General features: G+C 34.1%; 21 protein-coding genes. 18 read left to right on the top strand and 3 right to left on the bottom strand.

The genetic code is table 11. The annotated features are described in order from the left end of the window. The first annotated feature begins 94 nt into the window (after window positions 1–94). Window positions 95–1426, top strand: coding sequence for a cytochrome P450 (locus AB1282_RS02935; protein ID WP_429898402.1), 1332 nt, complete (start codon window positions 95–97; stop codon window positions 1424–1426). A 98-nt stretch (window positions 1427–1524) separates the two neighbouring features. After that, the gene (locus AB1282_RS02930; RefSeq protein ID WP_429898401.1) at window positions 1525–2874 is read left to right on the top strand and encodes an FAD-binding oxidoreductase; all 1350 of its coding nucleotides are present in this window, start codon (window positions 1525–1527) and stop codon (window positions 2872–2874) included. Between the two features lie 97 nt (window positions 2875–2971). Here AB1282_RS02930 and AB1282_RS02925 read toward each other — a convergent pair whose 3' ends face one another. Next, window positions 2972–3169 carry a hypothetical protein gene (locus AB1282_RS02925; protein ID WP_056468048.1) on the bottom strand — a complete coding sequence of 66 codons (198 nt, stop codon included), beginning with the start codon at window positions 3167–3169 and terminating at the stop codon, window positions 2972–2974. A gap of 171 nt (window positions 3170–3340) precedes the next feature. Between AB1282_RS02925 and rpiA the strand changes: the two genes are divergently transcribed. The 4 genes from rpiA to AB1282_RS02905 all read left to right on the top strand — a co-directional run bounded on the left by rpiA (window position 3341) and on the right by AB1282_RS02905 (window position 6369). Continuing rightward, a complete protein-coding gene (gene rpiA / locus AB1282_RS02920; protein ID WP_056468050.1) occupies window positions 3341–4009 on the top strand; it encodes a ribose-5-phosphate isomerase RpiA in 669 nt (222 codons plus the stop codon). A 112-nt stretch (window positions 4010–4121) separates the two neighbouring features. Beyond that, on the top strand, window positions 4122–4976 hold the full coding sequence (locus tag AB1282_RS02915) for a carbon-nitrogen hydrolase family protein (protein ID WP_429898400.1): 855 nt from the start codon (window positions 4122–4124) through the stop codon (window positions 4974–4976). Between the two features lie 34 nt (window positions 4977–5010). After that, entirely contained in the window at window positions 5011–5682 is a 672-nt protein-coding gene (locus AB1282_RS02910; protein ID WP_429898399.1) for a GNAT family N-acetyltransferase, read from the top strand. 15 nt (window positions 5683–5697) lie between these two features. After that, the gene (locus AB1282_RS02905; protein ID WP_056468058.1) at window positions 5698–6369 is read left to right on the top strand and encodes a hypothetical protein; all 672 of its coding nucleotides are present in this window, start codon (window positions 5698–5700) and stop codon (window positions 6367–6369) included. A gap of 123 nt (window positions 6370–6492) precedes the next feature. Here the strand turns inward: AB1282_RS02905 and AB1282_RS02900 are convergent, their stop codons facing one another. Beyond that, complete coding sequence (locus AB1282_RS02900; RefSeq protein ID WP_429898398.1) at window positions 6493–7224, bottom strand: hypothetical protein; 732 nt, start codon at window positions 7222–7224, stop codon at window positions 6493–6495. A 365-nt stretch (window positions 7225–7589) separates the two neighbouring features. On the opposite strand from AB1282_RS02900, the gene AB1282_RS02895 reads away from it, so the two are divergent. The 7 genes from AB1282_RS02895 (at window position 7590) to AB1282_RS02865 (ending at window position 13219) form a co-directional block, all read left to right on the top strand. Further along, window positions 7590–7886: a hypothetical protein gene (locus AB1282_RS02895; RefSeq protein ID WP_056468064.1), complete on the top strand. Its 297-nt coding sequence runs from the start codon at window positions 7590–7592 to the stop codon at window positions 7884–7886. A 212-nt stretch (window positions 7887–8098) separates the two neighbouring features. Further along, window positions 8099–9826: an AAA family ATPase gene (locus tag AB1282_RS02890; RefSeq protein ID WP_390310920.1), complete on the top strand. Its 1728-nt coding sequence runs from the start codon at window positions 8099–8101 to the stop codon at window positions 9824–9826. Window positions 9827–10032: 206 nt separating this feature from the next. After that, window positions 10033–10425, top strand: coding sequence for a hypothetical protein (locus tag AB1282_RS02885; protein WP_429898397.1), 393 nt, complete (start codon window positions 10033–10035; stop codon window positions 10423–10425). Between the two features lie 127 nt (window positions 10426–10552). Continuing rightward, entirely contained in the window at window positions 10553–11005 is a 453-nt protein-coding gene (locus AB1282_RS02880; RefSeq protein WP_429898396.1) for a VanZ family protein, read from the top strand. 23 nt (window positions 11006–11028) lie between these two features. Continuing rightward, window positions 11029–11358 carry a hypothetical protein gene (locus AB1282_RS02875; protein WP_056468072.1) on the top strand — a complete coding sequence of 110 codons (330 nt, stop codon included), beginning with the start codon at window positions 11029–11031 and terminating at the stop codon, window positions 11356–11358. Window positions 11359–11564: 206 nt separating this feature from the next. Beyond that, a complete protein-coding gene (locus tag AB1282_RS02870; protein ID WP_429898395.1) occupies window positions 11565–12377 on the top strand; it encodes a DUF5995 family protein in 813 nt (270 codons plus the stop codon). Window positions 12378–12511: 134 nt separating this feature from the next. Continuing rightward, window positions 12512–13219, top strand: a complete 708-nt coding sequence (locus AB1282_RS02865; protein WP_056468075.1) for a M48 family metallopeptidase — start codon at window positions 12512–12514, stop codon at window positions 13217–13219. Window positions 13220–13282: 63 nt separating this feature from the next. On the opposite strand, the gene AB1282_RS02860 is transcribed toward AB1282_RS02865, so the two are convergent. Next, a complete protein-coding gene (locus tag AB1282_RS02860) occupies window positions 13283–13777 on the bottom strand; it encodes an acyl-CoA thioesterase (protein ID WP_056468078.1) in 495 nt (164 codons plus the stop codon). Window positions 13778–14141: 364 nt separating this feature from the next. Between AB1282_RS02860 and AB1282_RS02855 the strand changes: the two genes are divergently transcribed. The 5 genes from AB1282_RS02855 (at window position 14142) to AB1282_RS02835 (ending at window position 20314) form a co-directional block, all read left to right on the top strand. Further along, entirely contained in the window at window positions 14142–16673 is a 2532-nt protein-coding gene (locus tag AB1282_RS02855) for a vitamin B12-dependent ribonucleotide reductase (RefSeq protein WP_429898394.1), read from the top strand. 275 nt (window positions 16674–16948) lie between these two features. After that, window positions 16949–17647, top strand: coding sequence for a vancomycin resistance response regulator transcription factor, VanR-F/VanR-M family (vanR, locus tag AB1282_RS02850; protein ID WP_056468082.1), 699 nt, complete (start codon window positions 16949–16951; stop codon window positions 17645–17647). Then, window positions 17640–18752: an ATP-binding protein gene (locus AB1282_RS02845; RefSeq protein ID WP_429898393.1), complete on the top strand. Its 1113-nt coding sequence runs from the start codon at window positions 17640–17642 to the stop codon at window positions 18750–18752. Before vanR ends, AB1282_RS02845 begins: the two co-directional genes overlap by 8 nt. Window positions 18753–18854: 102 nt before the next feature. Next, window positions 18855–19769, top strand: a complete 915-nt coding sequence (vanY, locus tag AB1282_RS02840) for a VanY-A/VanY-F/VanY-M family D-Ala-D-Ala carboxypeptidase (protein ID WP_429898392.1) — start codon at window positions 18855–18857, stop codon at window positions 19767–19769. Beyond that, window positions 19766–20314 carry a VanZ family protein gene (locus tag AB1282_RS02835; RefSeq protein WP_429898391.1) on the top strand — a complete coding sequence of 183 codons (549 nt, stop codon included), beginning with the start codon at window positions 19766–19768 and terminating at the stop codon, window positions 20312–20314. The genes vanY and AB1282_RS02835 overlap by 4 nt, the downstream gene beginning before the upstream one ends. Window positions 20315–20365: the final 51 nt, after the last annotated feature.

The following is a 20365-nucleotide window of genomic DNA, read 5'->3' as shown; positions in this document are numbered from 1 at the left end:
ATGAAAATCAAAATATAAAAAGCATTAGCCTTATCCTCTTCTTAATATAATAGAATATCCTATGATTAAAATTTCCTGAAATGGAGTGAATTTTATGCTTGAAGTAAAAGGACTGGCTTCGTATTCACCTTTAGGGCATTTGAATGAGTTTCGGAAGGATCCAATATTTTTTTTAACCGAACTTTATAGAAGTCATGATTCAATTGTCTCATTTCGATTTGCCCATCGTAAAATAAACCTGCTATTAGAGCCCGATTTAATAAAAGAGGTATTAGTAACTAAGCAGCATTCTTTCCATAAATCAAAGCCATTTCAAGAGATGAAAACCTTGCTTGGTGAGGGATTATTAACGAGTGAAGATGAAGTACATATGAGGCAGCGGCGTTTAATTCAGCCATCGTTTACGAAGCAACATATACAATCCTATGCAGGGGATATGACGTTGCTCACAGAAGAGTTTATTAGTTCTTGGAAGGATGATGAAGAGCGTCTCATTAGTAGAGATATGATGGAGCTTACATTAGCTATTATTGCTAAAACTATGTTTAGTATGGATCTGAATCAAGGACATGATCGTGTTGGGAAACACTTTGACATTATTATGGATATTGCAACTAAGAGAATTCGATCAGTTTTAAAAGCTCCGCTCAAACTGAATACGCCAAAAAATAAATCTTTATCGGAGGCTATTAAGGCAATCGATAAGGTGTTATATGAGATTATTGAAAAAAGAAATAGTTCAGAAACAAAGAATGATTTACTAGGACTACTAATGCAAGCAAGGGATGAAGAGTCTAATGAAGGCATGACGAATCGACAATTAAGGGATGAAGCAATGACAATTTTCCTTGCAGGTCATGAAACGACAGCAAATGCATTATCTTGGTGCTTATATCTTTTATCTCAGCATCCTGGCAAAGCTAAATTATTATATAAAGAAGTAAATCGTGTTCTTGGCAAAAGACGAGCAGACTATCATTCTATGAAAGATTTAATTTATACTCAGCAAATCATTTGGGAAAGTATCCGGCTATATCCACCTGCATGGCTTATTAGTAGAAAAGCAATAGAAGATGTCAGCATTGGAGATTATAGAATTCAAAAAGGTGAGACAGTCATGATGAGTTCTTATATTATGCAGCATTCTGAAAAGTATTTCTCACATGCAGAAGAGTTTCTTCCAGAGCGGTTTAAGAATGGAAAGGTAGAAGGTGTGCCTGAATATGCGTATTTTCCTTTTGGTGGTGGGCCTCGTGTTTGTATTGGAAATCATTTCGCAATTATGGAAGCTACTTTAGTATTAGCAACAATCGTTCAGCATTATAGGATTGAACTAGCCCCTGATCATCATAAAGTGGAGACAGAACCACTGATTACACTTCGGCCGAAAGATGGATTGCGTATGATTGTAAAAAAGAGAAAATGAGCGGATATAGTGAATACACTTAGGCAAGTGTCTTTTCCAAGAGTTTTTTCATAGAATATAGCATTCTCTTTACAGTATGTTGAAAGGGGGTATATTTTTTGGAAAAGACAAAACTTACTGGAAGGATTGTTACCCCAGATAATCCGGATTATGAACAGGCTAGAACAAACAATACTTTAAACAATCCAAAATTTCCTAAAATAATTGTATTTTGTCAAAAGAAAAGAGATGTTTTAAATGCTTTGAACTGGGTGAAAGAAAATAATATGCCATTTAGAGTAAGAAATGGCAGGCATAACTATGAAAATTTTTCACTTGTAGATGGTGGTCTTGTGATCGATGTTAGTGAAATGAATACGGTTAGTGTAGATTGCAAAAGCATGACCGCAAAAATACAATCCGGGGCTGATTTAGGGAAGGTATATAATATACTATGGGAAAATGGTACGACAATCCCAGCAGGCACTGAAAGTAGTGTTGGTCTTGTAGGACTTACACTTGGCGGTGGTATCGGGATGCTTTCGCGCTTGTATGGTCTTACATGTGATAATCTACTTGAAGTAGAAATCGTTGTATCGAATGGACATGAGAAAGCTAAACTCATTAAAGCAAATAAGAACAAGAATAGTGATCTTTTTTGGGCTTGCTGTGGAGGGGGAGGCGGGAATTTTGGTATTGTCACGTCGCTTAAATTTAAAGTGCACCCAATTTCAACTGTTTCAATTTTCTCGATTATATGGGAGTGGGAAGACTTTGAAGCCGCTTTTGATGCCTGGCAAAATTGGGCAATTAACACGGATAACAAGCTAACTTCAGAAATTGAATTTAAATCTAGGGAAGTAAATCAAATTATTGCTCAAGGGGAATTTGTAGGCCCGGCAACAAAATTGAATGAACTGCTTCGGCCACTAACAGAAACTGGCTCACCTATAGACGTAATGGTAAAGGAAGTACCTTATATAGAAGCTGTGCATTTCTTTGATGATCCAAGTGGTAATGTTCCAGCTTATAAAAAGAGGTCAGGATCTTTTCTAAATCAAACTTTTCCAAAGAGAGCAATCTTGATTATGAAAAGTTTTTTAGAAAATACACCAAATGGAAATTCTAGCATATGGCACCAATCTCTTGGAGGCGCAGTAAAGCGAATTAGGCCAAATGAAACAGCCTACTATTACAGGGATGCCATTATCGCTCAAGAATATCTTGCTAATTGGAGCACACCTGAAGAAGAACGAGAAAACAATCAATGGGTCGAAGAGTTAAGGAATGCCTTATCAAGATATACTACTGGTGATTACGTAAATTGGCCTGATCGGTTTATTAGAAATTGGCCAACAGCATATTATGGTGGTAATTTAAATCGCCTTAGAATTGTGAAACGAGAATATGATCCATTCAATCTATTTAAATTTCCGCAAAGCATTCCACCTTTTATTAGTTGGTTTTAATGTGAAAAATTCATAAAAATTTAGTGAAAAACCGATCGATTGAATTTCCAAATAGGTCGGTTTTTCTCATAAGTTAGAAGTTACTAGAAATCGGTTCTTATTGCTCCGAATTACTATTTTTAGTGCCCTTTATAAAGATAAAGTAATTACCAATTATTGAAAATAATAGCAGTGCAAAACCGAAAATAACAATTTGGTAGTTTTTATCTAAGTAACCAAAATAACAACACACGATCGTAACAGGTAAAATCATTAAAATGATGCAAAACTTAAGAATAAAATTAGGGACATCCATATAGTCTTCACCTTACTTAGTATTTTTTCATTTAGTTTTTCTTCATTAAAATTCTTTATTCAAAATATTTTTATACAGTACTATTAAATTGAACATCCTATCGAAAAATGAAATTTGGAATTATTACTTATACTAATTAAGAAATAGAATAACAAAATAGAAGGTGTAAAAATGAATGATAAGCAAATAGTAGGAGAAAAGGCAGCAGAATTTGTAAAAGATGGTATGGTCGTTGGTTTAGGCACGGGATCTACAGTTTTTTATACGATAAAAAAGCTTGGGCAATTAGTTAAGGAAGGACTGCAGATAAAGGGTATTCCGACTTCCATTCAAACTGAAAAGCTTGCTAAAGAGGCTGGTATTCAATTAGTAAACTTTAGTGAAATTGATCAGATTGATATTGCAATTGATGGTGCCGATGAAATTAATTCAAACTTTGAATTAATTAAAGGTGGGGGAGGCGCACTATTAAGAGAGAAAATCATTGCGAAAGCAGCTAAAACATTTATAGTAGTAGCAGATCCAACTAAGATGGTAGAGAGATTAGGTAAATTCCGACTTCCAGTAGAAGTTATTCCATTTGGCATGGAAATGACGATGAAACATATTATGGCAATCGGTTTAAGTCCAGAACTTCGTTTAAATGGAGCGACTCCGTTTATTACTGATAACGGAAACTATATTTTTGACTGCAACATACTTAATCATATTCAAACTCAAATAGTAGAAAGAGAGCTCAATTTAATTCCAGGAGTGGTAGAAAACGGATTATTTGTTGGAATGACTGATCTGGTTATCACCTTAGATAAAGATGGAAGTGTAGAAATATTAAGTAAATAGTGATAAATAAGTTATTTTATAGATGTAATGAAGAGTACATACTTGCCCGTTCCTTCTATCTATTCAATAATAATAGTAAGAGATAAAGAGTTAATGGGAAGAGGGGGATTATATGCAATTAAGAGTTTCAGCCGTTCAATATCATCTTCACACAATAAACTCCTTTGAAGAGTTTGAAAATCAAGTCGAGCATTATATTAAGACAGCAGAGGAATTTGAAGCGGAATTTATCATTTTTCCGGAATTTTTTACAACCCAACTTATGTCAATTGGAAATGAAAAAGGTGAGGCATTAACGATTCAAGATTTACCTAACTTTACTGAGCAATATCGTTCTTTATTTTTAAAGTTGTCAAAACAATACAATATGCACATTATTGGAGGAACCCATGTTATAAAAAAAGGCAATCGACTATATAATGTTGCACATTTGTTCTATCCAGATGGCCGAATTGGTGAGCAGGCAAAGCTACATATTACACCAACAGAGGTAAATGAGTGGAATATGAGTGCAGGTGACGGTCTAGAGGTTTTTGAGACCGATAAAGGAACAATTGCGATGTTGACCTGCTATGACATTGAATTCCCAGAAATCGTACGAATGGCTAAAGCAAAAGGAGCAGATGTCATTTTCTGTCCATCATGCACAGACGATCGCCATGGGTTCCACCGAGTTCGTTATACATGTCATGCAAGAGCAATTGAAAATCAAGTATATGTTGTAAATACAGGTACGATTGGTTCACTTCCAACTGTTGATTTTATGCGTGCAAATTTCGGTCAAGCAGTTGTAATCACTCCAAACGACATCCCATTTCCTCCAAAAGGAATTATGGTAGAAGGTGAAATGAATCAAGATATGATTGTTACAGCCGATCTTAATTTAGATTTATTATACAAAGTTAGGGAAAAAGGATCCGTTACAACATGGCGTGATAGACGTACAGATCTTTATCCAGATTGGTAAACTTATTCTTTAATAGAAATGAGAGGTTTAGCACATGTATCGAAAGGAATTTTTTGTTTTCGACCAGGACAAACCAGTCCCAGTGGTAATCCGTCATTATAATGAGAATGACTTTACTGATTTAATCCGTATTCAACAAGAAAGCTTTCCTCCACCATTCCCATCGGAACTATGGTGGAATGAGGAGCAACTTAAAAATCATGTAACACTTTTTCCAGAGGGAGCCTTATGTATGGAAGTAAATGGTCAAATGGCGGGTTCGATGACAGGTCTACTTGTTCATTTCAATCCTAGCCATCCTGACCATTCGTGGGAAGAGGTTACTGATCATGGTTATATTCGTAACCACAACCCAAACGGTAATACACTTTATGTCGTTGATATCGGCGTCAGACCATCCTATCGAAAATTAGGTTTAGGTAAATGGCTAATGTTTTCGATGTATGATGTTGTTGTACATCTTGGTTTGGAAAGATTGCTCGGAGGAGGCAGAATGCCAGGATTTCATAAAGAGGCGAATAATTTGTCACCCGAACAATACTTAGACGCTGTAATAAAAGGGGAGCTAAAGGATCCAGTTATTAGTTTTTTACTGCGATGTGGTCGTACCCCGGTTAAGGTAGTAGCTAATTATTTAGAGGACGAAGAATCATGTAGTTATGGGACTCTAATGGAATGGAAAAATCCATTTAAACATTCTAATTAAAGGGAGAGAAAGAAAATGGAATATAAAAGAATTACAAATATCAATGACCCATTATTTAAACAAATGCATCAATTAATGCAAGATGTATTTCCCCCAGAAGAAGTATTAGAATTCGATCTTTGGAAAGAGCCTTTGGAGGATCCAGGAATTCGTGTTTTTGTTGCTGTCCATGAAGAAAGAGTAGTAGGTGCTACAGAATATCGCTATTATGATGATTTTAATGTTGCTATGACTGACTTTACAATATTAGGCCAAGCTGGTTTAGGAATCGGTCCTTATTTGGCACAAAATAGATTAGAAGATTTACAGACATTAGCAACTGAAAATAATAAAAAATTATCAGGTATGTTTGCTGAAATTTACGATCCATATCGAGTAGAACACCATGAGTTTGGCGGCGTTAAACCAATGAATCCATATGTTCGTCGAGAAGTTTTAGCTCACCTTGGTTATAAGCGTCTAGATTTTGAATATATTCACCCATCATGGAACAATGACGGTGAAGCGGTAACAGGTCTAGATCTTTGTTTCCTTCCTATGGATGGGGAGATTAATGAACTTCAATCGGACTTAATCGTAAAGTTCCTAAAGCGTTATTATACAGTATTACCAAATAAGCCAGAGTCTTGGTATTCAATGATTGAAAACTTAGAAGAGAAAGAAAAAGTCGCATTAGTCTACTTTTAAGTGAACATAAAAAAAGCTTTTCGATAAAGTCTAATTATAGACTTCGAGAAGCTTTTTTTATATTCGATCTAATGAAACTAAAAGTGTTTTCGAACAATCCTTTATTTGAGAATTACCATATTTTTAGTCTGCTTGTTTTTGTTTTTCCTCTTTTTTATTGCTCACTGAAGTAGTATAGGATTTTGGCTTATCGGATCCATTTATAATTTTATAAATATAGTCAGTTGTTAGTTTATAGCTGTCTTCAAGTTTTGTCGTGATATAGCTTGCTCGTTCAAAAATAATCGAGCGTAAGTTGTTGAGCTGATGAGAGATTCTATCCATCATTGCTTCTTGAGTATCAAGGCGATCTAAAACCCCATGTTGAAATTCCTCTTGCTGTAATAATCCATGAGCTACTTCATTTTGTTTTTCAATTAGCTTATCAAGTTGTAATGAGAGAGCTTGATTATCAGTTTCACTTTTTTCCAATCGCTTTGCTAATTCTGTATAAGCTTCATTTAAACTAATCATTTGAGTAATCAACGTTTGTTTTTCCAGACTTTCATTTGCGTCTGATGTATTTAACCGCTGAATCATGATTCTTTCAAATTGTTCACGCTCACGGTTACTCCCTATGAGACTACTTATTTGATTTTTAACATGATTCCACTGACTTGTTTGCAATTCTTCTAATTGCTCATATCGTGGCTTTAATTCAGAGATGGATTTTTCTAGACTCATGTTATTTTTTTGTTGTTCTTCCATTAGTTCAGCTAAATAATTATGCCGAACATGCCCTTGATTCGGTGTTTGTATTGTTTCATTATTTTTAAAAACATCAGGGTGTTCATTCTTATTAATAAATAATCCCACTACTATTTCTTCCTTTCTATGTTTTTTTACTAATATTTTATGTTCAAGTACAGATGGGGGAACTTGGGTATGTTTAGTTGGGCTATAGTGTAGCTTGAAAACGGCGATTGGTTAGGAAATTTGAAGTATGTAATGTTTTCTCCCCTATAAAAAATTTTAGTAAAAGAGTATTTTTAGTAAATATGAAGTGGGAACTAAAGACTCATTTTAGCAATTAATCTCTTATTAAATTAATATGATAAACACAAGGATAAAGAACAGAACAATGGTCTTTAAAAGCTACAAAAAATATTATCTGAAAATTAAGTGAATTAATATCACCAGCCTATTTTCTTTGAATAGTATGATGTAAGGTGGTGATAACTATGGATTTAGGCTTCGGACTTGCGGATTGGATGCTATATACTATTTGGGCAGTTACTGGATTAATGCTTCTTGATTTTGTAATAGCATTTATACGTTCATTCTGGAAAGGTTCATTCGATACATCTTTTATACTAGGATATTTAAAGGATATTCTATACTTCATTTTTCCACTGAAGTTTTTAATAACAATGTTTGGACTCGATCCTACTGGATGGATTTTAATAACATTTTATTTCATTGCTGGAATCGCAATCGTTATTAAGTATTTGAAAGACATTTTTAGTAAATTTCAATAATTATTGAAAGCTCTCTTACAAGGAGGGCTTTTTAGTTTGAAATCAAGTTTAAAGTACTTTGTATACGCACTAAAAAGCTAATGTCAAAGAGGCTTTTTTATTTTATTTAAATGAACAAAATTATTTAGTTTTTGCATACATATATTTCTAGGCACCAATGGGCTGATTTTTTCATAGAATATTCAAAAAATTCCCTAGAAGGAAGAATGTTTATGACAAAATATCAATGGGTTAAATGGCGAAGAGTATTAATTTGGTTAGCTGTAATTGTTTTTATTGGTGTTGTGCTTGTTAAAGGAGGGCCAACATACTGGAGTGTAGCAATATCGATTGTTAGTCTTTTATTTCAGTTCGCTGTTATGATTTTCATGGCGATCATCCAGTTTGTAGCAATTTTCTGGTTTCTAGCCAGAGGTCGTACCTATTGGATCTTACCAGGTGAGACAGGGTCGACGTGGGATGATTATCGTGGGAACCCTGAGATTGTTGAAAATGCAAAACGAATCGTAACACTATTAAAAGGTGTTAAAACGTTTAAAGAGATGGGAGGAGAGGCAATTCGTGGATTGCTGCTTTGCGGTCCTCCAGGTACAGGGAAGTCTTATCTTGCACAAGTTATTGCGAATGAAGCCCAAGTACCATTTGCTTATGCCTCGGCTCCAAGTTTTCAAAACATGTTCTTTGGTGTAGGGAATTTGAAAGTAATGGGAATTTACAAAAAGGCTAGAAAGTTAGCTAATATTTACGGAGCGTGTATCATTTTTATCGATGAAGTCGACGCAATTGGTATGTCTCGTCAAGGGGGGGGAGCCGGTGGTGGTGGATTGTTCGGTATGGGAATGGGTTCTGGATTATTGAATGAGCTATTACTACAAATGGATCCTCCAAACATTGATAGTTCTAAAATAGCAAAATTTCTTCGCTCACTCGGCTTACGTAAAAAGAAAGCAGAGCGTCCCCCAGTTCTAACGATTGCAGCTACAAATTTACCTGATGTACTTGATCAAGCATTACTACGACCAGGGCGTTTTGACCGAAAACTTTGGGTAGATTCTCCTGATTATGATGGACGTATTGACGTTTTCCAATATTATCTAAAAAAAGTGAAAATCGATTCAACTTTAACACCAGAGCGAGCTGCTCTTGATACGATTGGATATAGTCCTGCACAAATTAAACATATAGTGAATGAATCTGTCGTAATTGCTCATCAACGAGGTGCTGAGCTTGCAAATTACACTGACTTCCGAGATGCAATGGAAACGTATGAGTGGGGACTTAAGCAGCCACTTAGATCGATGAGTGAAGATGAGAAGAGAAATGTAGCGTATCATGAAGCAGGTCACGCCGTAGCTCAATATTTGTTAAAGCCACATGATCGAGTATGGAAGGTAACGATTATTCGTAGAGGTGACGCACTTGGTCTGGCTGCGACTAAGCCAACAACAGAAAGATATAATCGAAGCGATAGCGAAATACTTGCAGCAATCCAAGTTTGTTTGGCAGCAAGAGCAGTAGAAGAAGAGTTTCTCCACAAGAAATTAAACGGTGTCACATCTGATTTACAACAAGCGACCCTACTTGGTGGTGCATATTTAGGTTTAGTTGGAATGGGCGACGAGCTATTCAGCTGGAATGCATTAGGCTCTCAAGCAGAAGGCCTTAGAGCACTACGACCAAAAATTAACCTTCTTCTAAAAGACCAAATGAACCAAGTAAAAAAACTTGTTACTGAACACGCCGATTTCGTACACTCAATCGCACAAGAGCTACTAAAAAGAGGCGACTTAACAGGCGAAGAAATAGAAGATCTTTACGAAAGCATTTATGCACGTACGCGTCCTGAACCACCTATTGTTAAAATTGGTTCTGTTTATGAGAAAAATATTCAAGGATTGCTTAAGGATTTTGATAAATTACCTGACAGCGATCAGAATTAGCCGAAACATTAGTACTTCATTGATTAAATATAAAGAGAATCCACAAGGTAATTGCCTTGTGGATTTTTTTCAATTGTAGTCATCAGAAATTGTGAACAAATTTAGAATAATGATTTAATTTCATCTTTCCTTCACATTATTGAAACCAATTAATAGAGAAACTGAAATATAATAAAAGTCAAATACATAGCAAGGAGTGAATTTAAATGAAGAAAAAGTTCTTAGTAACAATATCTAGTTTAGCTTTATTATTTGTTATGATGGCCCCTACAGCATTTGCCGCATCTTATTCCTCAACATATAAAATGTATCATGGAGTATTAGGTAAGGTTTGCGTTAAATTAAAGAAAGGGAACGTCGTTAGGTTCTCTACTACACCAAACAAAGATAATAGAGCCTCAGGGAAATATAAAATTGGAACTCATCTATATCAACAAACGGGTTATGGATATATAAGTGTAGGTGAAAGTTGGAATTACGCACATGTTTCAGATTCTAGTACTATTAAAGTAGAATACTCTGAACCTCATTATTTTTACTTAGAAAATCAATCTTCAGGAAATGAATTTTTTAGCGGAAATGTAACAATTAATTACTAATGGAAATAATTATTGATCCTAATCTATTTCTAATACTGAAAATTGTTGTAGCTCTATTTATCATCTCTATAGCTATTAATTTTGTTAAACAAAAAAATAAAAAAAGTTTATTGAATATATAGTGAGTTTGGGTCTTTTTTTATACGTAGCTGGAGTAGTTAAAGTAGCGATTTTTCCATTTAATATTTTTATAGGTGATAAACATCCATTTAATATTTATTTACTAAATCAATATATCGAACTTTTGCCATTTCGCAGTATTGTCATTTCTCTAACAAGAGGATTATGGATCCAGGTTATTGGAAATATAATTATGTTTGTACCATTAGGTGTTTTTATAGGTTTATATAAATCTAATTATTTATTTAAAAATCTAATTTTACTAGTTTTTTTATATAGTTTATTAATTGAAATTACCCAGTTATGTATTTCATTAATAACTGGTTATCCAAGTAGAGTATTCGATACAAGTGATTTAATTCTAAATACAATAGGTGGTTTAATTGGTTGGTGGTTTTTAAAAATTTTATCTACAAATCTGCCGGCAAAAATTATTAATATTTATAAACTCAAAAGGTGAATTTTTAAATAAGGAGAATGTTTTTGAAATACAAGAACAATTTATTAGTTATTTCTATTATTTTTTTTAGTATTTGCTTTTTAATAAGTGCAAGATTAATCTCTAATTCATTGGATAGTATTACAAGAAATCAACAAATTGAAATGAATAATAAAGATTTAACGCGTAATTCGGAATTAATAAATGAAGTAGATTTACAAATGTATTTAGGTCTCACGGAAAGTGAGCTAACATCATTACTAAATCAATATAAAAATACCAAAAATCCAATGCCTATCATTAAAATTGAGGGAAAAACATTTTACTCTATAAAAGCAATCGATATTTGGTTAAAAAATATTGGTCAAAAATAAATAAAAAGAGCACTCATGATGAGTCGCTCTTTTTTTGTTATTTAAGCAAAGTTATGAGGTATTCGCAATAACGAAGGAATTCTCAAAAGACATACTGAATATCAAAAGATAGCCCTACTATTAAAAGTATCTTTTCAACACTAATAGCATATTGATTAACAAATCTAATTCAACATACTTGTCACAAAATTTTAGGAGAGTGAGTAATGAATAGTTTGTCAAAGCAAATAGGGAACGCAAGTACAATCGATGATGTAATTGAACAATTAGATGAGATTATTTCAATGAGTAATAAAACAAAAAATAAACTAGGTTATTTTGCTTCCTTATATCGATTGGTAACGATTAAAGTGAAAGATGGAATTTTAACTAATCAGTTCGAAGACGGAGCAAGAATGGAAAGTCTGGATGTGAATTTTGCAAACTTCTATTTAAAAGCACTTAAAAATTACTTAAATGGGGAACCTTTAAGTCTCAGTTGGCAATTGGCGTTTCGTCACGCTGAAAAACGTCAATCTATTTTGTTACAGCATTTATTGCTTGGCATTAATGCTCATATTAATTTGGATCTAGGAGTAGCTGCTGCAAAGGTATGTCAAGGCTCTGATATTTTATCTCTTTACAATGACTTTATGATAATAAATAGTATTTTGGCGTCACTAGTGGACGAGGTAAGGGATGACATGGATCGAATTTCGCCGTGGATTGGATTTTTAGATCACGTTGATCCAAAAGCTTCAAAGGCAATAATAAACTTTAGCCTAGAAAAGTCACGAAATTATGCCTGGGATTTTGCGAAAAAGCTTGCTGCAGCTAGTGAAGGTGAGTGGGAAGGGATAATTAAAGTGCATGATAATGAGGTTGCATCGATTGGTAACATGGTCGCACGTCCAAGTAGTTGGATGCTGAAGGCTGGTTTATGGGCAATTCGTTTTCGAGAATCCAAAAATATTGAACGAAACTTAGATCTTTTAAATCATAATCGGTTTGAAACTTCAACTGGCGCTATTCAAATGTAGGGTGAACTTGAGTAAGAAGCTTACTTTGAAAAACTTAAGCTTCTTTTATTGTATACTATATAAGGTAGCTAAGTTTAAGGATTGGAAATTAAGAAAAGTAATTAAAAGGTTAATTATATTATAGGTGATAAAAAATGATACATACATATTTAAACGAAACAATTAATTTTAATATAAAGTATAAAAAGCGAAAATCGATCGGTATTTATATAGATGCTTATGGAAATGTTGAGGTTCAGGCTCCTAAAGATGCATCTGATCAAAGTGTCATTGAAGTTTTAGAAGCTAACTGGGAGTTGATTCTTCAAAAATCAAATGAAATGAAGGAGCGACTTCGTGGTCCAAAAGAACGGACTTATGAATTTGGTGAGACATTTCTTTATTTAGGGAATTCATATCCTATCCAAATTTCACACGATGAAAGTATTCAACAAGATCAGGTAGTTTTTGAAGGAAATAGGCTAAATATTATTGTAAAACAACTAGAGGATGAACGAATAAAACAGGCACTTAAAAGATTTTATTATCAACAAATTAAAGCAATAGTTGAAAAAAGTATTCAGAAGTATCAAAGCAATTTTAAAGTAAAGCCGTCGTCTATTCGTATTACTGATAGTAAAACAAACTGGGGGACATGTGATTCAAAAAGGCAACTAACATTTAATTGGAAATTAGCAATGGCACCGCAAAAGGTGATTGACTATGTAGTTGTTCATGAAATGTGCCATATGGTTCACATGAATCACGACAGGTCCTTTTGGCGACTTGTAGGTAAAATAATTCCAGAATATAAGGAAAGAGAAGAGTGGTTAGCGTTATCTAGTTGGAAAATGACTGTATAATTTTCAAGTTTAATGTACTATGTCTACAAACTAAAATGGGAACGACAGTTGTCGTCCCATTTTTTATTTTTTGTAAAAAAAGTCTGCTAATTCCTTACTTTTAAGTCTTCTATTTTTACGGATTTTTGCGCGTTCTTCTCCGCCTTGATATAAGAATTTTTCTTCCTCAGTTTCGGGAACAATTTGTGGAACTTTAACTAAATTTCCATCTTGATCTAAGGCAACAAAAGTTAAAAAGGCGGTTGCTGCGATTTTCTCCTCACCCGTTTTTAAGTTTTCTGCAGTTACTTTAACGAATACTTCAAACGATGAGGTACCAGTCCAAGTTACATAACTTTCGAATGCGACCGAATCTTTCATCGTGATCGGGTGAAGAAAGTCCACTGAATCAGTTGAAGCAGTTACAATTGAAGATCGGCAGAATTTCATTGCTGATATACTTCCGATTATATCTAAGTCATTCATTAATTTTCCACCAAACAAAGTGTTATGACTATTTACATCATTGGGAAGAACTAAATTTGTTCTAATGACTCTCGTTTCATTACAAGTTACCATGTGTTTTCTCCATTCTTTAATATCTATAAATTGTACACTATTTAATAGAGAAATTAGCATGCTTATTTAAAAAAATATATGAACAATCTTTCTATTGAACGATATTTAGGAACAAGGAATTCTTGTAGTTATTTTTAAACATCATGTAGTAAAATTTTTATTTGTCAATGAAATTTGTAGGAAATAGAGCAAATTTAAATAAGTTTATTTCAGTCGTTTACATTGACTTTTACTTCTTAACTCGGTATATTTATATCTTGTTGAGACGGGATAAATACTACATATGGGTGTTGAAAATAAAGAAAACACCTATATATCGATATATGGTAAAATCGATATAATCTTTTGCGAGGAGGAACAGGTGATGATAAATACAATAATTGATGCTGAATTACCTGCGAATATACAGAAATTAAATCAAGACATAATGCATTTTCCAATGATTACACCTATTGATCAAAAAATGCATAAAACAACTTTTAAAGGTGTATCTAGAACGGTAATGTTAGATCGATACGCATTTAAAGATATTAAGCTTGTTACATTAGGTGTAGGTGACCTAGTTGTACTAACATATAAGGATGATCCAAAGTTTCCTCGTCGTGGTTATGGTGAAGTAATTGCTATTGACAATAGTCAGGAAGAAGTAACTGTTCAATTAGATTCTCAGTTTGAAGACGGAGCAATCATTACAGTTGCATTTAATAAAGTAGACAAACCACTTGAAATCTTCTACGAACAAATTGCAGACCGTGTGGCACGTGGGCTTGCATCTGCAGAAACTCCAGAAAAATTCTCCGAAGTAAAAGATATGTTTTATGAAATTTTAGCTAACAAAACTTTTGTACCAGCGGGACGTGTTTTGGCTGGTGCCGGTACTGGAGCTTCAACAACATTCTTTAACTGTTATGTAATGCCTCATATTCACGATTCTCGTGATGGGATTGGTGAGCACCGTAAGAAGGTAATGGAAATTATGTCACGTGGTGGTGGCGTTGGAACAAATGGATCAACTTTACGTCCTCGCGATGCAATTGTATATAGTGTGAATGGACGCTCAAGTGGATCAGTTTCTTGGTTACATGATTTATCTGAATTAACTAATTTAGTTATTCAAGGTGGTTCAAGACGTGGTGCGCAAATGATTATGATGAACGTCAACCATCCTGATATTGTAGAGTTTATCGTATCAAAGAACCAAAATCCAAAGGTTTTACGCTATATTGCGCAAACTACAAAATCGAAATTAATTCGTGAAGAAGTAGAGCGTAAATTAAAGTTCGAGCCAATTAGTGCAACTGAAAAAGCTGCTTATGAAGCATTAATTCATATTGCAACAATTGAAGGGAAATTAAATACACCTGAAATAGAACAGGCAAAAGAACTGCTTAATGATGGTGGTAAGTATTCAGTTCACAACCCTGAGTTTTTAACTGGTGCAAATATATCTGTTTGTTTAACGGATGATTTTATGGAAGCAGTTGAAAATGATGGAGAATACAAGCTTCAATTCCCAGATTTAGAAAACTATGATGATGAAATGCGTTTAATTTATGATCAAGAATGGCAGGAATGTGGAGATGTACGTGAATGGGCTGCCCGTGGATATGGTGTACGAACGTACCACACGATAAAAGCAAAAGAACTTTGGGATTTAATCAATGTGTGTGCAACTTATTCTGCTGAGCCAGGCATCTTCTTCTTAGATAATGCAAATAAAATGACGAACGCTGTATCGTATGGTCAAAAAGTAGTTGCAACAAACCCTTGTGGAGAGCAACCACTTGCTCCATTCTCTGTTTGTAACTTAGCAGCTGTTAACTTAGCCGAAATGACGGAAAATGGCAAAGTTAACTGGGAAAAGTTAAAGCAAACTGTTCAAATCGGAACGAGAATGCAAGATAACGTAATCGATGCTACGCCATATTTCCTAGAAGAGAATACAAAGCAAGCAAAAGGTGAACGCCGTATTGGATTAGGTGTGATGGGATTACATGATTTACTAATCCGTTGTGGTCTAGTTTATGGATCAGAAGCCGGCAACAAATTAGTTGATGAAATTTTTGAAGTGATTGCAACTACTGCTTATAAAACTTCAATTGATTTAGCGGAAGAAAAGGGAGAATTCCCGTTCTTATCGACTTTTGAAGATGGACGCGAACGTTTTATTAACTCAGGCTATATGAAAAAAATGCCTGAAGAAATTCGTGAAGCTGTTTTAGAAAATGGGATACGTAATTCGCACTTACTAACAATTGCTCCTACGGGAAGTACTGGAACGATGATGAATGTCAGCACTGGACTTGAGCCTTATTTCAACTTCGTATACTTCCGTTCAGGACGTTTAGGTAAATTTATTCCAGTTGTAGCTGATATCGCACTAGAATGGTTAGAAGCTAACGGATATGAAGTAAATGAAGAAAACGTTTATGAGATGATTGAACATCTTCCAGAACAATTTGTTGGAACAATGGACCTTTCTCCAGAAGCGCATGCTGATGTTCAATGTATTATCCAAAGATGGATTGATTCTTCAATAAGTAAAACAGTTAATGCTCCTAAAGGTTATTCTGTTGAACAAGTAGCAAAAGTGTATGAAAGATTACACAAAGGTGGAGCAAAAGGCGGGACTGTTTATGTAGACGGTTCACGTGATGCCCAAGTACTATCGCTAACAAATGAAGAAAATGATTTAACAAATGTAGAACTAGAAACAGTTGAAAATAGTAAAGCTGCAACGAAAAACGATACTGATGAAACTACTCAAGCTAAAACAGGTAACGTAGGTGTAGAAAACGGCGACACTTGTCCAATCTGCTTAGCTGGTACTGTAGTTGAACATGGTGGTTGTAATACATGTGATAATTGCCAAGTTCAGTTGAAGTGTGGAATTTAAAAGAAAGTGAAGAAATACCTCTTTAGATGTGATGATCTAAAGAGGTATTTTTTATGTCTAAAGAATTTTGAAAAAGTTAAGGCTTATTCCAAAATAGACCATATTCTTGAAGAATAAGAGGAAATAATAGAAAATAAGACAGAGCCTAAAGTTTATTGGGCAACTAAAGCTAGCGGTAACTCACATTGCTAATTCAAATCTTTTTAGAGAAATCATCGTTAGGATATTTAATTGGATAATCATCCACTGAATGTAACGATAAATAGGAGGAAAAGATGAAACCTATATCTATTTTAATAGCGGATGATGAACAGGAGATTGCTGATCTGGTAGCATTACATTTAGAAAAAGAAGGATATCATGTTATTAAAGTTTCGGATGGACATGAGGCAGTTCGTGTAGTCGAGACCGGGTCGATTGATTTATTAATATTGGATATTATGATGCCGAAAATGGATGGATATGAAGTAACTCGGCTCATTCGTGAGCGGTATAACATGCCGATAATATTTTTGAGTGCTAAAACATCTGATTTCGATAAAGTACAAGGTCTGGTCATTGGGGCAGATGATTATATAACGAAACCATTTACCCCGATTGAATTGGTTGCACGTGTGAATGCTCAATTGCGGCGCTTTATGAAGTTGAACCAACCAAAAGTAGATGATCATAAAGGTATCTTGGAATTTGGTGAAATAATGATTTCCCCTGATCAACGTACAGTTAAGCTTTATGGTGAAAACATCGAGCTAACGCCGAAAGAATTTGATATTTTGTATTTATTAGCCAGTCATCCAAAGAAAGTTTTTAGTGTAGAAAATATTTTTCAGCAGGTATGGGGTGATGCATACTTTGAAGGTGGTAATACCGTAATGGTACATATACGCACCTTGCGGAAAAAACTCGGAGAAGATAAGCGGAAAAATAAGTTAATCAAAACAGTTTGGGGAGTGGGGTATATATTCAATGGCTAAATTTATATACGGTTTTCGTTCTAAAATCATCGTATTATTTGGCTTAAGTATGACTCTGGCTGGTATGATAACCTACATAATTTTTAAAGGATTACAGATTTATTATCATACGATGGTTCGTTACGGTGACCCCTTGGCTCAGCTTCGTCGATTCATACAGAGTATTGGAGACGTTAACTTCTTTTTATTTCTATTTATCCCACTTTCGATATTGTTTTTCTATTTACTGACTAAGCCTTATTCTACATATTTTCAAGAAATATCAAACGGCATTCATTATCTTGCTGATGGCAACTTTAAACATCGGGTTTCGATTCAATCAAATGATGAGTTTGGAGATATTGCACAAGCAATTAATCTAGCAAGTGAAAAATTAGAAGAAGCCGTACAAAGAGGCGATTTTTCAGAAAACAGTAAAGAACAGTTAGTTGTAAATTTGGCACATGATTTGCGTACTCCGCTAACTTCTGTGCTAGGTTATTTAGATTTAATCCTTAAGGATGAGAAGTTAACTAAGGAACAAATCAGACATTTTTTAACGATTGCCTTTACTAAATCTCAGCGTTTAGAAAAACTGATTGATGAATTATTCGAAATAACTAGAATGAACTATGGGATGATACCACTTGAAAAAAGGGAAATTAATTTAAGTGATCTACTTTTCCAATTAAAAGAAGAATTGTACCCAGTTTTCGAGAAAAATAATTTGATTGCTCGAATGAATCTTCCGCCTCATTTACCTATTTTGGCTGATGGTGAGATGTTAGCTCGTGTGTTTGAAAATCTTTTAACGAATGCAAATCGTTATGGATATGATGGTCAGTTTGTAGATATTAACGGGCTTGTTGATGCAAAAGAAGTGATTGTTCAGATTGTTAATTATGGAGATTGTATTCCTCCGGAGGAACTTCCATTTCTTTTTGATATGTTTTATACCGGTGACAAAGCACGGACTCATCAAGAAGATAGCACGGGTCTTGGTTTATTCATCGCAAAGAATATTGTAGAGCAACATAATGGTACAATTACGGCCGATAGTAGTATAATCCGTACTGTATTTGAAGTTCGATTACCGCAGGAAAGTGTCCAAATTGACCAAGTTTAAAAGTTTCATAAAGAATTTAAGAAAAATTTAAATTTTACCCTACTTTTTATTTAAAAAGTTTTTCCTATTCTAGAATCAATCAGAATTAGGAGGAACGTGAAAATGAAGAAGTGGGGATTTTTAATGTTTTTAGTAATTTGCCTGAGCTTTACATTCGTTAATAAGGAAACGTCTCTTCAAGATAAAGTAGAGATTCAAAGATATAAAAAAAATAACAATGATCAATTAGATCATAAAGAGACTGCTGAAAGTTTCCAAACGAAGAGCATTACAAAAGAAATGGTCTATAAAGGAAATTTACTCTTGATAAACAAAAAATATCCTGTGCACCAAGAAAGTATAAAATCAGATGTTGTAAACATATTTACATACAAAGAATTGAAAAAGGAATACGAATTGCTTGATACTAAAATTGAATTGTCAGAGGATGTCGCCCGTAAATTTTCGGAGATGATTGTTGTTGCTAAAAAAGAAGGGGTTCCCCATTTTACAATTAATAGTGGCTTCCGAGACTTTGATGAGCAAAATGCACTTTATCAAAAGATGGGATCAGACTATGCCTTGCCCGCCGGCCGTAGTGAACACAATTTGGGTCTATCGCTTGATGTAGGATCTACCCAAATGAAAATGAATGAGGCACCTGAAGGTAAGTGGCTAGAAAAAAATGCTTGGAAATACGGTTTTATTATACGTTATCCAAAGGATAAAACGGCAATTACAGGCATTCAGTATGAACCTTGGCATATTCGCTATGTTGGATTGCCACATAGTGTGATTATGGAGGAAAAGAATTTTTCTTTAGAAGAGTATCTAGTTTTCTTAAAAAAACAAAAGTCTATTTCCGTTACTATAAATGGCGAAAAATACGAAATATCTTATTATCCAGTTACTAAAAATATGAACATTCAGGTGCCAACCAATCTTCATTATGAAATATCAGGCAACAACATGGATGGTGTGTTTGTAACTGTATTTCATAACTCAACAAATCTTAAGGAGGATAGCTTAGCGGAATGAAAATAATAAAATTAATGAACAAAATATTTGTTTCAGCATTATTTGTCTTTTATATGTATGCAGTAATTAGGGTCATTCTATTTAAGTTCCGCTGGAGAGATCTATCCTTTCTTTCGTATCAACTTCAGACTAATCTCGGGAATCCTGTTAATCTCATAAACGAATTGAAAATGGGAAATCTTATCCCATTTAAAACTATATTCATTAATATTAATACTCTATCATCTTGGCCTGATTTTAGTAATTTGGTTGGGAATATCGTAGCTTTCATCCCATTTGGAATGTTTCTTGTTCTTTTATCTAAAAATAGAGGGATGTCATTCATAGGCGTATTCTGTCGATCTTTGATTTTTAGTTTATGCTTAGAAACATCTCAAGTTGTTTTTTCGCTAGGAATTTTTGATGTGGATGATTTAATACTAAATACCTCTGGGGGATTGCTTGGCTATTGTGCGATCAAGTTTTGTGATAGGGTTTATAATAAATTTATAGATATATCAGGCGTTGGCCAAGATAGAGAGATTGTTGATAAACAGGAATTTTAAAATTTCGAGGAAGACCATATCATTAATAATAGGACTGGTTATTAGGTAAGA

It is taken from the genome of Gottfriedia sp. S16(2024) (genome assembly GCF_050473765.1).
GTDB lineage: Bacteria > Bacillota > Bacilli > Bacillales > Bacillaceae_G > Gottfriedia.
Note: the sequence above shows the minus strand (reverse complement) of the source record. Positions and strands in the feature narration are given on the sequence as shown.

Excerpts from the sequence above, each read along its gene's own strand:
- AB1282_RS02935 (WP_429898402.1), top strand. The coding sequence starts at position 95 with ATGCTTGAAGTAAAAGGACTGGCTTCGTATTCACCTTTAGGGCATTTG.
- AB1282_RS02870 (WP_429898395.1), top strand. The coding sequence starts at position 11,565 with ATGAATAGTTTGTCAAAGCAAATAGGGAACGCAAGTACAATCGATGAT.
- AB1282_RS02910 (WP_429898399.1), top strand. The coding sequence starts at position 5,011 with ATGTATCGAAAGGAATTTTTTGTTTTCGACCAGGACAAACCAGTCCCA.
- AB1282_RS02885 (WP_429898397.1), top strand. The coding sequence starts at position 10,033 with ATGAAGAAAAAGTTCTTAGTAACAATATCTAGTTTAGCTTTATTATTT.
- AB1282_RS02895 (WP_056468064.1), top strand. The coding sequence starts at position 7,590 with ATGGATTTAGGCTTCGGACTTGCGGATTGGATGCTATATACTATTTGG.
- AB1282_RS02855 (WP_429898394.1), top strand. The coding sequence starts at position 14,142 with ATGATAAATACAATAATTGATGCTGAATTACCTGCGAATATACAGAAA.
- AB1282_RS02860 (WP_056468078.1), bottom strand. The coding sequence starts at position 13,777 with ATGGTAACTTGTAATGAAACGAGAGTCATTAGAACAAATTTAGTTCTT.
- AB1282_RS02835 (WP_429898391.1), top strand. The coding sequence starts at position 19,766 with ATGAAAATAATAAAATTAATGAACAAAATATTTGTTTCAGCATTATTT.
- rpiA (WP_056468050.1), top strand. The coding sequence starts at position 3,341 with ATGAATGATAAGCAAATAGTAGGAGAAAAGGCAGCAGAATTTGTAAAA.
- AB1282_RS02865 (WP_056468075.1), top strand. The coding sequence starts at position 12,512 with ATGATACATACATATTTAAACGAAACAATTAATTTTAATATAAAGTAT.
- vanY (WP_429898392.1), top strand. The coding sequence starts at position 18,855 with ATGAAGAAGTGGGGATTTTTAATGTTTTTAGTAATTTGCCTGAGCTTT.
- vanR (WP_056468082.1), top strand. The coding sequence starts at position 16,949 with ATGAAACCTATATCTATTTTAATAGCGGATGATGAACAGGAGATTGCT.
- AB1282_RS02915 (WP_429898400.1), top strand. The coding sequence starts at position 4,122 with ATGCAATTAAGAGTTTCAGCCGTTCAATATCATCTTCACACAATAAAC.
- AB1282_RS02925 (WP_056468048.1), bottom strand. The coding sequence starts at position 3,169 with ATGGATGTCCCTAATTTTATTCTTAAGTTTTGCATCATTTTAATGATT.
- AB1282_RS02905 (WP_056468058.1), top strand. The coding sequence starts at position 5,698 with ATGGAATATAAAAGAATTACAAATATCAATGACCCATTATTTAAACAA.
- AB1282_RS02890 (WP_390310920.1), top strand. The coding sequence starts at position 8,099 with ATGACAAAATATCAATGGGTTAAATGGCGAAGAGTATTAATTTGGTTA.
- AB1282_RS02845 (WP_429898393.1), top strand. The coding sequence starts at position 17,640 with ATGGCTAAATTTATATACGGTTTTCGTTCTAAAATCATCGTATTATTT.